11 protein-coding genes are annotated in these 12,692 nt (G+C 73.2%); 5 read left to right on the top strand and 6 right to left on the bottom strand.

Annotation, left to right across the window (positions count from 1 at the left end; genetic code table 11):
- The first annotated feature begins 82 nt into the window (after positions 1-82).
- Genes ACYVK5_RS14145 through lnt form a run of 3 tightly spaced genes read left to right on the top strand, consistent with a single transcriptional unit; the run spans position 83 to position 6,490 of the window.
- Positions 83-3,004, top strand: a complete 2,922-nt coding sequence (locus ACYVK5_RS14145) for a DEAD/DEAH box helicase (RefSeq protein WP_460706006.1) — start codon at positions 83-85, stop codon at positions 3,002-3,004.
- 48 nt (positions 3,005-3,052) lie between these two features.
- The gene (locus tag ACYVK5_RS14140) at positions 3,053-4,729 is read left to right on the top strand and encodes an amidohydrolase (protein ID WP_460706004.1); all 1,677 of its coding nucleotides are present in this window, start codon (positions 3,053-3,055) and stop codon (positions 4,727-4,729) included.
- A 9-nt stretch (positions 4,730-4,738) separates the two neighbouring features.
- A complete protein-coding gene (gene lnt / locus ACYVK5_RS14135) occupies positions 4,739-6,490 on the top strand; it encodes an apolipoprotein N-acyltransferase (protein ID WP_460706002.1) in 1,752 nt (583 codons plus the stop codon).
- A 160-nt stretch (positions 6,491-6,650) separates the two neighbouring features.
- Here lnt and ACYVK5_RS14130 read toward each other — a convergent pair whose 3' ends face one another.
- Entirely contained in the window at positions 6,651-6,995 is a 345-nt protein-coding gene (locus ACYVK5_RS14130; RefSeq protein WP_123814580.1) for an RNA polymerase-binding protein RbpA, read from the bottom strand.
- Between the two features lie 313 nt (positions 6,996-7,308).
- Between ACYVK5_RS14130 and ACYVK5_RS14125 the strand changes: the two genes are divergently transcribed.
- The gene (locus ACYVK5_RS14125) at positions 7,309-8,469 is read left to right on the top strand and encodes an LLM class flavin-dependent oxidoreductase (RefSeq protein ID WP_460705999.1); all 1,161 of its coding nucleotides are present in this window, start codon (positions 7,309-7,311) and stop codon (positions 8,467-8,469) included.
- Positions 8,466-9,104 carry an FMN reductase gene (locus ACYVK5_RS14120; RefSeq protein WP_460705997.1) on the top strand — a complete coding sequence of 213 codons (639 nt, stop codon included), beginning with the start codon at positions 8,466-8,468 and terminating at the stop codon, positions 9,102-9,104. The genes ACYVK5_RS14125 and ACYVK5_RS14120 overlap by 4 nt, the downstream gene beginning before the upstream one ends.
- Positions 9,105-9,161: 57 nt before the next feature.
- Here ACYVK5_RS14120 and ACYVK5_RS14115 read toward each other — a convergent pair whose 3' ends face one another.
- The 5 genes from ACYVK5_RS14115 to ACYVK5_RS14095 all read right to left on the bottom strand — a co-directional run bounded on the left by ACYVK5_RS14115 (position 9,162) and on the right by ACYVK5_RS14095 (position 12,672).
- The gene (locus tag ACYVK5_RS14115) at positions 9,162-10,400 is read right to left on the bottom strand and encodes a CehA/McbA family metallohydrolase (RefSeq protein WP_460705995.1); all 1,239 of its coding nucleotides are present in this window, start codon (positions 10,398-10,400) and stop codon (positions 9,162-9,164) included.
- 78 nt (positions 10,401-10,478) lie between these two features.
- Positions 10,479-10,886, bottom strand: a complete 408-nt coding sequence (locus tag ACYVK5_RS14110) for a VOC family protein (RefSeq protein WP_460705993.1) — start codon at positions 10,884-10,886, stop codon at positions 10,479-10,481.
- Positions 10,887-11,022: 136 nt separating this feature from the next.
- The gene (locus ACYVK5_RS14105) at positions 11,023-12,015 is read right to left on the bottom strand and encodes a DNA-binding protein (protein WP_460705991.1); all 993 of its coding nucleotides are present in this window, start codon (positions 12,013-12,015) and stop codon (positions 11,023-11,025) included.
- Positions 12,016-12,266: 251 nt separating this feature from the next.
- Complete coding sequence (locus tag ACYVK5_RS14100) at positions 12,267-12,449, bottom strand: hypothetical protein (protein WP_460705989.1); 183 nt, start codon at positions 12,447-12,449, stop codon at positions 12,267-12,269.
- Positions 12,450-12,513: 64 nt separating this feature from the next.
- Entirely contained in the window at positions 12,514-12,672 is a 159-nt protein-coding gene (locus ACYVK5_RS14095; protein WP_460705987.1) for a hypothetical protein, read from the bottom strand.
- Between the last annotated feature and the right edge of the window lie 20 nt (positions 12,673-12,692).

The following is a 12,692-nucleotide window of genomic DNA, read 5'->3' as shown; positions in this document are numbered from 1 at the left end:
ACGACACCACGACCGACGTCCACCGCGCGCACGGCCGTGGCGTTGTTCCCGGTGCCGGAGGTTCGCCCGTAGTGTGTGCACCATGACACGCCGTGCCGACGGGCCCAGTCCCGCCGAAAGGTACGCCGCATCGCGGCGCCGACCGCCCGTCACCACCGTCCCCGAGCTCGACACCTTCCGCGAGAGCATCGGCTTCACCCTCGACGGGTTCCAGATCGACGCCTGCCAGGCCCTCGAAGCCGGCCGTGGCGTCCTCGTCGCCGCACCGACCGGCGCGGGCAAGACCGTCGTGGGCGAGTTCGCGGTCCACCTCGCCCTGGCGGGCGGACGCAAGGCGTTCTACACGACACCGATCAAGGCGCTCAGCAACCAGAAGTACTCCGACCTGGCCGCCCGCCACGGCGCCGCCAACGTCGGCCTGCTCACCGGCGACACCACCATCAACGGCGACGCCCCCGTCGTGGTGATGACCACCGAGGTGCTGCGCAACATGCTGTACGCCGGCTCCGCGGCACTCGACGGGCTGGCCTACGTCGTCATGGACGAGGTCCACTACCTCGCCGACCGGTTCCGCGGCCCCGTCTGGGAAGAGGTCATCATCCACCTGCCCGACGACGTGCAGCTGGTGTCCCTGTCCGCGACCGTGTCCAACGCGGAGGAGTTCGGCGACTGGCTCGAGATGGTGCGCGGCGACACCGCCGTCGTCGTCAGCGAGCGCCGCCCGGTGCCGTTGTGGCAGCACGTGGAGCTCAGCTCGCCCGAGCCGCGGGGGCGGCCGCGCATGCTGGACCTGTACGCGGGGCACGTGGATCCGTTCGATCCGGGGAAGAACCCGCCGATCAACCCGGACCTGGCGGCGGCGTTCCGCGGGAGCCGGTCGGGTGACCACGGCCCGGGTCGTGGACGCAGCCGCGGGTACCGGGGCCGGGGGGATCGTGGCTACCGGGGCCGGGGCGGGCGGAAGGTGAGTGACGACAGCTCGGCCGGTGGGGCGACCGGTGGTGTGGCGCGGCGGCGGACGCCGCCGCGGTTCGCGGTGGTGGACGCGCTGGACGCGGACGGGATGCTGCCGGCGATCTGGTTCGTGTTCTCGCGGGCAGGCTGCGAGGGTGCGGTGGACCAGTGCCTGCGGGCCGGGTTGCGGCTGACGACCGCGGCCGAGGAGGCGAGGATCCGTGAGGTGGTGGAGCGCCGCACGGCGGCGATCCCGCCGGAGGATCTGGACGTGCTCGGGTTCTGGTCGTGGTCGCAGGCGCTGCAGCGGGGTGTCGCGGCGCACCATGCGGGGCTGCTGCCGGTGTTCAAGGAGACGGTCGAGGAGCTGTTCGCCGCCGGGCTGGTGAAGGTGGTGTTCGCGACCGAGACGCTGGCGCTGGGCATCAACATGCCGGCGCGGAGCGTGGTGCTGGAGAAGCTGGTCAAGTGGGACGGGACCGGGCATCAGCCGATCACGCCGGGTGAGTTCACGCAGCTGACGGGGCGTGCGGGGCGGCGGGGGATCGACACCGACGGGCACGCGATCGTCGTCGACCATCACGGTCTGGACCCGCAGGCGCTGGCCGGGCTGGCGTCGCGTCGCCTGTATCCGCTGCGGTCCTCGTTCCGGCCGACGTACAACATGGCGGTGAACCTGGTGGCGCAGGTCGGGCGGGACCGGGCGCGGGAGGTGCTGGAGACGAGCTTCGCGCAGTTCCAGGCCGACCGGGGTGTGGTCGGGCTCGCGAAGCAGGCGCGTGCGCATGCGGAGGCGCTGGACGGGTACGCGCAGGCGATGATGTGCGACCGGGGTGACTTCGCCGGGTACGCGCAGCTGCGTGCCGACATCTCGGCGCGGGAGAAGGAGCTGTCGCGGGCGGCGACGAGCGCACGGCGGGCCGAGGTCGTGGCCGAGCTGGAGAAGCTCGGGCGGGGTGACGTCGTGCAGCTGCCCACGGGGCGGCGGCGCGGCTACGTGCTGGTCCTGGACTCGGGGGAGCCGGGCGGGTTCGACGGTCCCCGTCCGACCGTGCTGACGCAGGAACGGCAGGTCAAGCGGCTCACTCTGGCGGACGTGCCCGGCGGGCTGCGGACGGTGGCGCGCGTGAAGATCCCCAAGGGGGCCAACACGCGCAAGGCGGACGTGCGTCGTGACCTGGCGCTGCGGCTGCGGGCGGCCGTCGGTGAGGCGGAGGCGCGCGGGACGGCGATCGGTGCGGCCCAGGGGGAGGGCGCCGGTTCCGGGCGTGGGGACGCCACGTCGGACGCGGAGCTGAGCCGCCTGCGGTCGGTGATGAAGGCCCATCCCTGTCATGCCTGTCCCGAGCGGGAGGATCACGCCCGCTGGGCGGAGCGGTGGCGCCGGCTCAAGGCGGAGCACGACCAGCTCGTGCGGCGGGTGGAGGGCCGTACCGGCGGTATCGCCCGCACGTTCGACCGCACCCTCGACGTGCTCGCCGAGCTCGGGTACGTGGCCGAGGCCGCCGAGGGGCCGGACCGTGCCGCCGGGCTGCGCGTGACCGGCTCGGGCCGCTGGCTGCGGCGCCTGTACGCGGAGAACGACCTGCTGCTGGCCGAGTGCCTGCGCCGGGGCGCCTGGGACGATCTGGACCCCGCGGGCCTGGCCGCCGTGGTGTCCGCCGTCGTCTTCCAGGGGCGGCGTGACGCCGAGAGCGAGCCGTACGTGCCCGGCGGGCCGCGCGGGACGCTGGCCCGCGCGCTCGACGACACGCAGCGTGTCTGGTCCGAGGTCGACGACCTGGAGGAGGCGCACGGCATCGAGGCCACCGGCCGGCTCGACCTGGGGATCGTGGCGCCCGTGCACCGCTGGGCCAGCGGCAAGCCGTTGAGCGCGGCCCTCGACTCCGGGCACGAGCTGGCCGCCGGTGACTTCGTGCGCTGGTGCAAGCAGGTGCTGGACGTGCTCGACCAGCTCGCCGGCGCCGCGCCGTCCGACAAGCTGCGCCGCAGCGCCCGCCGCGCCCACGACGCGGTCCTGCGGGGCGTCGTCGCCTACTCGAGCCTCTGACCACCCCTGACCGACCGGTGAGTGAGCAGATCGCATAAGGTTCATGCCGTGACATCGATCCTCTACCGTGGTGGCGTCGTGCACTCGGCCGCCGACCCGTTCGCCGAGGCGATCCTCGTCGACGACGGTGTCGTGGCCTGGCTCGGCGCGAACGACACCGCCGACGGCCTCGCCGCCCGCGCGGACCGCGTCGTCGAGCTCGACGGCGCCCTGGTCACCCCCGGGTTCGTCGACTCGCACGTGCACATCCTCGAGACGGGCCTGGCCATGGACGCCATCGACCTGTCCGCGAGCGCCGGCGTCAGGTCGCTCGCCGACGCGCTGGAGGCCCTGGCCGCCGGCGCGCGGCGGCTCGACGCCGCCGACCCGGGCGGCGGCGAGTGCCTCCTCGCGTTCGGGTGGGACGAGCAGGGGTGGCCCGAGCATCGTCCTTTCACGCGCGCCGAGCTGGATGACGTCGCCGGGGGGCGGCCGGTCTACGCCGGGCGGGTCGACGGGCACTCCGCCGTCGTGTCCAGTTCCCTGGCCGTCGCCGCGGGCGTCGACCGGGTGCCCGGCTGGGCGCCCGACGGCGTCCTGACGGCCGAGGCCCATCACGACGTGCGGGACGTGTCGCGGCGCATGGCGTCCGAGCGGCGCACGCGCACCTTCCGTGTCGCGCTGGCCGACTGGGCGCGCCGCGGCGTCGTGTCCGTGCACGAGATGAGCGCCCCGCACCTGGACACGCGCGACGGTCTCGCCGAGATCATGGCCGCGACCGCCGACCCCGCGTCCGGGCTGCCGCACGTGGTCGCCTACCGCGGCGAGCTGTGCGAGACCGCGGAGGACGCCGCCGGGCTGATCGCCGAGCTGCCGTTCCTCACGGGGATCGCCGGTGACCTCACGGTGGACGGCTCCATCGGGTCGCGCACGGCCGCGCTGCGATCCCCGTACACGGACCTCGCCGCCGGGCCCGACGGTTCCGCCTGGCACGGCAACCTGTACCTGTCGGCCGAGGAGATCGCGAACCACCTCACCGCCGTGACCGCCACCGGCAGGCAGGCGGGCTTCCACGTCATCGGGGACCGCGCCATGGACGAGGTCCTCCTGGGGCTCCACGTCGCCGCGCAGGTCGACGGGCCGGCCCAGCTGCGCGGCGGGCGGCACCGCGTCGAGCACGCCCTGTTCGTCGACGCCCAGGCCCTGTCCTCACTGCTGCTGCACGGTGTGTCCCTGTCCATGCAGCCCGCGTTCGACGCCCGGTGGGGCGGCACCACCGGCATGTACGCCAGCCGGCTCGGCCCGGTGCGCGCCGCGGCGCTCCAGCCCTTCGCCGACCTCCTCGGCGCCGGCATCCCGCTCGCGTTCGGCTCGGACACGCCCGTCACGCCGGTCGACCCGTGGGCCGGGGTCCGTGCCGCCACCGCGCACGAGGACCCCGACCAGCGCATGTCCGCCCGCGCCGCGTTCCGCGCCCACACCCGCGGGGGCTGGCGCCTGGCCGGGCTCGACCACACCGGCGCGGGGGAGCTGCGCGTCGGCGCGCCCGCACACCTCGCCGTGTGGCGGGCCGACGAACTGACCGTGCAGACCGGCTCCGAACGACTCAGCCGCCTGTCCTCCTGGAGCCGGGAGGCCCGCGCCGGCCAGCCGCTCCTGCCCGCCCTGACCGGCGACACCCCTGCACCCGAATGCCTCCACACGATGCGCGACGGCGTGGTCATCCACGATGTGCTCTCGGACTAGGCTTCAAGGGTGCATCGGCGATCTTCCCAGAGGCTCCTGAACCTGTTCCTGGCCGTGGCCGGCGGGGTCGCGCTGTGGGCCGCGTTCCCCGATGTGGGCTGGTGGCCCGGAGCGTTCGTCGCCGTCGCGTTCCTGTGGGGGGCGCTGCGTGAGGACCACGCCTGGTGGAACACGCTGCACGGGCTCGTGTTCGGTCTGACCTTCTTCCTGCCGCACGTGCGGTGGGCGATCAACGCGACCGAGGCCGCGCCCTGGATCGCGATGTCCGTCGTCGAGGCCCTGTTCCTCGGCCTGTTCGGCGCCCTGTGGACCTGGGCCCGCCGCGCCGTGCGTGCCGGGCTGCGCGGCCGGGACGTCCCGCTGGGCGCCGGAGCCTGGTACGCCGCCGCGTTCGCCGTCGTGTTCACCGCCGTCGAGCAGTGGCGCAGCGAGATCCCCTTCGGCGGCTTCCCCTGGGGCCGTCTCGCCTGGTCCATGGTCGACGCGCCGCTCGGACAGGCCGCCTGGCTCGGCGGCACCGTGCTCGTCACCTTCGGCGTGTGCCTCGCCGGACTGGGACTCGCCGCCGCCGTGCGGGCGGTCGCCGCCCGCCCGCGTGCCGTGGCGTCCTACGGACGTGCCGCCGGCGTGGTCGTGGCCGCCGCGGCGATCGTCGTCGTCCCCGTGACGCTGCCGCTGCCCGCCTCGTCCGACGCCGGGACCGTCACCGCCGACGACGGCGCGGTCGTGCAGGACGCCGGACGCGACCTGGGGGAGGACGGCGTCCTGTGGGCGGGCGTCGTGCAGGGCAACGTCGACGACCCCGACCTCGGCGTCTTCGCGCAACGTCCCGAACTGTTCGGCAACCATCTCGAGGGCACCTACGAGCTCGCCGAGGACTTCGCCGGCGAGCTCGACGTCGTGCTGTGGCCCGAGGACTCGACCGGCGTCGACCCCCGCACCAGCGCCGCGGCCGGCGCCGCGCTCGACGACGCCGCCGAGGCCGTCGGCGCCCCGATCCTCGTAGGCACGCAGGAGTACCCCGACGACGGCGGACGCTACAACCTGTCCCTGCTGTGGGAACCCGGGCAGGGCGCAACCGAGCTGTACGCCAAGCAGCGCCCCGCACCCTTCGGCGAGTACATCCCGCTGCGCCCCCTCGTGCGGCTCCTGTCCGACCAGGTCGACCGCGTCACCACCGACATGCTGCCCGGTCACGAGCCCGCCGTCATGGACCTGCCCGCCCGCTTCGGCGCCGCCCTGACCGGCAGCGGGGACGGCGCGCGCATCGCCACGATCATCTGCTTCGAGGTCGCCTACGACGAGATCGTGCGCGACGCCGTGCAGCGCGGCGCCCAGGTCCTGGTGGTGCCCACCAACAACGCGGCGTTCGGCTGGACCGAGGAGTCCACGCAACAGCTCGCGATGACACGCATGCAGGCGATCGCCACCGGACGGGCCGCCGTCCAGGTCTCCACCGTCGGCGTCTCCGGCATCGTCGCCCCCGACGGCACGCTCGTCGCCGCCACCGAGCTGTTCACCCACGACACGCTCACCGCGGCGCTACCCCTGCGGCACACCATCACCCCCGCCGTCGCGGCCGGCTACTGGCCCGGGTGGATCGCCGGGATCGGCGCCGGGCTGCTCGTCCTCGCGGGCGTCGTCGTCCAGGGCGTCGCACGCACGAAGCGGCGCCGCCCGGCGCGCACCCGGGCCGACCAAGCAGGCCGGGCGGACGGGGAACGGCCCGCGGCACCGGACCGCGACGCACTCGTGGGCTGACGCCGCCGGTCCTCGCCGGACGGCGCCAGGCAGTACCGGGCAGCGAGAGAGCGCCGCCGGAACACCGGCGACGCTCTCTCGGAACAACTCTCGTCCTTCGACAAACCCTCGGATCAGGCAGTGCCCGATACCGCACTACGCGGAGGCGAGCTCCGCCCGCTCACGCGGAACGGCGCAGCTTGCCCGCACGCAGGAGCTCGAGCCGCTCGTCGAGCAGTTCCTCCAGCTCCTTCACCGTGCGGCGCTCCAGGAGCATGTCCCAGTGCGTACGCTGCGGCTTGCCGGGCTTCGCCTCAGGACGCTCGGCGTCCCGCAGCAGCGCCTCGGCACCGCAACGGCACTCCCACAGGGCGGGCACCTCGGCGTCGGTCGCGAACGGAAGGATGATGGTGTGCCCGTTGGGGCAGTCGTAATAGGCCTGGAACCGCGGGGCGAAGTCCACGCCCTCGTCGGACTCCATGCTCTTCGAGCCGATGCTCATGCCGCGCAGGGAGCGGTCAGCCATGTCGTCCTCCAGGGTCTCGGGAATGGGGGGCTGAAGACTGTCTCTTCGAGAAGGTCCGAAGTTTCAACGCACCGACACGCTGGCGTGTTCCAGGTTTTGCCGGGCGGAAACGATGATTTGTCAAGGCTACGCGTCGCACAGGCGCATGCAAGCCGGATCCCGGCAAACTGGGGGTGTTGTGCGCGATCTCACGGAATGAACCTGGCCAGGGGCACGTTCGAGTCCATGTATGCAAATGCATGAACGGGCGTGAAGTCACGCCAGGTCCTGCAGCAACCACCGTCCCGCAGCAACCAACGAAGGGGAGTCGGCCGTGCAGTTCGGCATCTTCAGCGTCAGTGACGTCACCCGCGACCCGATCGCGGACCACACCCCGGACGACACCGAGCGCGTCCGCAACATGCTCACCATCGCCCGGCACGCCGACGAGGCGGGGCTGGACGTCTTCGCCACGGGCGAGCACCACAACCCGCCCTTCGTCGCCTCGTCCCCGACGACGATGCTCGGCTACCTGGCAGGCGTCACCGAGCAGATCACCCTGTCCACCGCCACGACCCTGATCACCACCAACGACCCGGTCCGGCTCGCCGAGGAGTACGCGATGCTCCAGGTGATCTCCGGCGGCCGCATGGACCTGATGATGGGACGCGGCAACACCGGCCCCGTCTACCCGTGGTTCGGGCAGGACATCCGCCAGGGCATCCCGCTGGCGATCGAGAACTACGCGCTGCTGCGCCGCCTGTGGACCGAGGACGTCGTGGACTGGGAGGGCAAGTTCCGCACCCCGCTGCAGGGCTTCACCTCCACGCCGCGCCCGCTGGACGGCGTCCCGCCGTTCGTCTGGCACGGCTCCATCCGTTCCCCGGAGATCGCCGAGCAGGCCGCCTACTACGGTGACGGCTTCCTGCACAACAACATCTTCTGGCCGATGAGCCACACCCGCCAGATGGTGCGGTTCTACCGGCAACGCTACGAGCACCACGGCCACGGGCGGGCCGACCAGGCGATCGTCGGCCTGGGCGGACAGGTCTTCGTCCGGCCCCGCTCGCAGGACGCCTGGGACGAGTTCCGGCCCTACTTCGACGTCGCCCCCGTGTACGGGCACGGCCCGTCCATGGAGGACTTCACGCGCGACACGCCGCTGACCGTCGGATCGCCCCAGCAGGTCATCGACCGTTACGGCGCGTTCGCCGACGAGGTCGGCTACTACCAGCGGCAGATGTTCCTCGCCGACCACGCCGGCCTGCCCCTGAAGACCGTGCTGGAGCAGATCGACATCCTGGCCGGCGAGATCGTGCCCGAACTGCGCAAGATCGTCGAGGCCAAGCGCCCCGCCGACGACGTCCCGGCGAACCCGCCCACCCACGCCGAGCGCGTCGCGGCCGCCCGGGCCGCCGGCCAGGACGCCGCCGGCCACGTGGGCGACGCCGTCGACCCCTACACCGGAACCGTCGCCGAGGAGGCAGCACTGTGAGCGAGGCACGCACCATCGTCGTCGTGACAGCCGGCCTGTCACAGCCGTCCCAGACGCGGCTGCTGGCCGACCGGCTCGCCGCCGCCACCGCCCGCGAACTGGAACGGGACGGGCACGGCGTGCAGGTGGAGGTCGTCGAGCTGCGCGAACACGCCCACGCGATCATGGACGCCATGCTGACCGGCTTCGCCGGAGGCGACCTGGCCCGCGCGATCGACCAGCTCACCCGGGCCGACGGCGTCATCGCCGTCACCCCGCTGTTCACCACCACCTACTCCGGGCTGTTCAAGTCGTTCGTCGACATCCTCGACAAGGACGCCCTCACGGACATGCCCGTGCTGCTCGCCGCGACGGGCGGCACCCCGCGCCACTCCCTCGCGCTCGACTACTCGATGCGGCCGCTGTTCACCTACCTGCGGGCGGACGTCGTCCCGACCTCGGTCTTCGCCGCCACCGACGACTGGGCCCAGGACGGCAGCACCGGCCACGACACCGACCGGGACGCGAACCCGCTCCCGGGCCGGATCGACCGGGCCGCGCGGGCCCTGGCCGACCGCGTCACGGCGCGCCGCAACACCGGCCCGGCCGACCCGTTCGCCACGACGCCCAGCTTCCTGGACCTGCTCGACGGGTGAGCACGACGACGTCCCGGGTGGAGGCCTCCCCCACGGGGCCCCGCAGCCGGGACGTCGTCAGGGACTGATCGCCAGCAGGGTGCGGTCGGCCGCCTCCAGGCAGTGAGGGCCCGTGCCCGGCCGGAACACCGTGCGCTCCCCGCGCACCAGGCGTCGTCGGCCCTCGGAATCGACCAGGACCGTACCGTCCGCGTCGACGGCGATCAGGTCGCCGCCCGCCCGCAGCAGCACCGGCTCGCCCGGCCCCGGGAAGCGCGCGATCGACGTGCGGCCCGCGGTCACCGCCTCGAGGATCGCCTCGGGCGTGCGCTCCGCGGCCGCGACCCACGTGGTGGGCGTGCCCGGCGGGAAGCCCGCCTCGGGCGTGTGGAAGTCCGACCCGCCCAGCAGCACGGGCACGTCGCGGCCCCGGGACCACTCCCTGAGGAACGCCCACGGGGCGCTGGCCATGGGATTGAGGAACCACGAGATGTGCCAGATCTCGATGGCGGCGCGGGCACGGGCGTCGTCGGACAGACCGTGCAGCCAGGCGCAGTCCTCCTGGACGGGGTGGTTGACCGACAGCAGGCCGCCGCGCGCGGACGCCTGACGCGACCACTGCTCGGCCGGGGCACGGAAGTCGATCCAGCCGACGTCACCGAAGGCGTTCGCGTGGCCCGCGTCCGTGGTGACCTCCTGCCCCGGGAGCAGGCACGTGTCGTAGCGGGCCGCCGCCTCGGGCAGGTGGGCGTGGTGGGAGACCGTGTTGTGGTCGGTGACCGCGAGGAAGTCCAGGCCGCGCGTCGCCGCCGCGGCCGTCAGCTCGTGGAGGGAGAGGCTGCCGTCCGAGTGCGTGGAGTGGGCATGCAGGTCACCGGCGTACCAGGTGAGACCCGCCGGGGCAGGCAGGCCGCGCTCGGAGGCACGCGGGTTGGTCGGCGCCGGGGGCGCCGGCGCCTCGGGCTCGACGTCGGCCGCGTCGTCGTCCGTGACGACCGTGACCGTCACGGGGATCGGGTCGGCCGTCACGGAATGCAGGCCCAGGACCACCGCCCAGCCGCCGTCGGGCAGTGCGCCCGGCTCGTAGCCGGGAGTGGCCCGGGTGGTCCGGATGACGAAACCGTCGCGCGCGATGCCCGACCAGCCCCGCCAGCGCTGCGGGTCACGGCACCCGACCTCGATCGACGCCGCGTGCCGGTCGTACGACACGCGCACTTCGATCGCGTGGGCACCGGACACGTCGAACGGCACCTCGAGATAGCGGTGCGCGATCTGTTCCTCGATTCCCAGTAACAGGCGTTCTACCTGGCGAGTCACGAAAAGCGAGCCTAACGCGAACGGCCGTCACCTGCTTCCCCCGCTGCGGTACGCGAACCCCGGCCCGGCGGTGGCCGACTACCCGGACATCCGCGCGTAGTGCGCGTTGTACATGACGGCCAGTACGTTGCCGAACGGGTCGACGACGGCGGCCGTCACGAAGCCCTCGCCTCGTGGGGTGACGGGCTGATACTCGGTGGCGCCCATCTCCAGGAGGCGTGCGAACGTACCCTCCAGGTCGTCCACGTGCCAGTACATGATCGCCCCGCCCGGTTGCGCCGGCTGGCCGGGCGGCGCGAAGGCGCGGCTGACCAGGCCGAGCTCGGCCTGATGGTCACCGATCCGGAACTCGACGTAGGCGGGCCGCCCGTCCGGGCCGGGCCGGGAGAAATACGGTTCGACGCCGAGCAGGTCCGTGTACCAGGCGGCGGCCGCCTCGACGTCGTCCGCCCAGTAGTTGATGGTGGCAAATCCGCGCAGGCTCACGGTGGTGTCTCCGGTTCGTTCCGACGAGGTCAGGGGCTCATCACAGCACGAGACACTGACATCGACGCCGGGGAGCCTCGACGGCGCGACTCCGGACACGTGCGCAGGCACCGGCACGCTGCCCGTCGCGCGCCTCCTACGCGGACTCCGGCACGTCCGGGGCGGGGCTCCGGTCGTCGCCCGCGCCGGTCCGGGCCGCGCGTTCGGCGGACAGCTCGCCCTCGAGCCGGGCCATCGCCACGGCCTGTGCGGACCTCTCCGCCTCCACCGACGTGCGGGCGGTCTCCGCGACGACGCGGGCCTCGCGCTCGGCGGCGGCCTGCTCGCGCGCCGCCTCGACATCGCGGTTCGCCCGGTCCCGGGCGGTCTCCAGCGCTTCGCGTGCCGCCCGTGCCTCGTCCCGCGCGGCGCGCGCGTCGTCGCGGGAGGCCGCCGCAGCCTCACGGGCCTGGCCGAGATTCTCCCGAAGCGCTTCGAGCGTGGCCTGCGCCTGACCATGGGCGGCCTCGGCGGAGGCGCGCTCCTGCTCCGCGGCGGCCCGGGCGCGCTCCGCGTCGCGCCGTGCTTCCTCGAGACCGGACATCGACGCCTGCGCCTGGACCAGCTCGTCGCGGACCTCGTCGAGCGTCCGCTGGACGGCGGCCGCCTCGCCCTCGGCGTGCGCGCGGGCGGCCTCGGCGGCGGCACGTTCCCGGTCCGCCGTGGTGCGGGCCTCGTCCGCGTGCTCCAGCTGCTCGCGCAGGTGGGTCGCCGTGGCACGAGCCTCGGTGAGCTCGGCGCCCAGGTCGTCCACGGTGCGTGCGAGCTCGTCGGCCTCTCGCCCGGCTCGCTCCAGCGCGTCACGGGCGCGGGTCAGCTCGGCCTCGTGCTGCTCCCGGGCGGTGCGGACGGCCTCCTGCCACAGCGTGGCGATCCCGCGCCGGGCGATGCGCGCGACGACGTCGGGCGGGGTGGCCTCCGCGGACTCCTCGGCCTGCCGCGCGGCCTGGTCCTCGCGCCACTCCCGCAAAAAGCGCGTGGCCGCCGCGCTCGAGCAGCCGGCACGTTCGCGCACGGTCGTCACGGTGGGGGAGATCCCCTCGGCGGTGAGCGCCTCGATGGCTTCGACGACGCGGTCCTTGTCGCGCACGCGGATTCCTCTCGTTCGTGGGGCCGCCCGGCGGGATCGCGCGGATCCCAGTTTTCGGCCTCGTGTAGTAGTACTAGTAGTCGTGCGATACTACCAGTACTCCAGGGCTCACAACAATGACACCCGCTTTCGTAGAGCGGGTGTTGAGTGAGCGGTTATCCCTGAAATCACGCCGAAAACGAGGTGCCGACATCCTGAAGAGCATCCTCAATGTGCACATGGTGAGCAGGCCCGTGCTGGATCGGTGTTCCCTAGCGCGTTTCGTCGCCGGCAGTCTCGTCTTCGGGAGCTAGCTCGTTCGCCGCGCACAGCACCTCCCCGAACCCGACCCGCCGATCTACCTGTACCCGGATCGGCCACATCCCTGGGATGTCCACCGCGACGACGGTCCCGACCGATCCGAGCAGGATCGGCGGGCCGTCCACGCGCTGCACACGGTCGCCAACCTTCCATTGACGCGGAGGCCGGTCGCGCGGATCGACCTCATAGAACGCGCCGTCATCGCTCGACCTCCCGCACTGTCGAGACCGGCACGGTCACGATGCCGTTCCCGCCGTCGATCGGCACACCCAGGTCAACCCCGGCCCGCTCCGGCCCCCGTGCGAGCAGACGACCGGTCATGCCGACGAACCGGCCCGACGTGATGACGACCGTCACGGGCTCCGCCTCCGCCGCGA

The sequence above is a fragment of the Myceligenerans halotolerans genome, from assembly GCF_054782975.1.
This window is presented reverse-complemented; position numbering and strand designations above follow the sequence as displayed.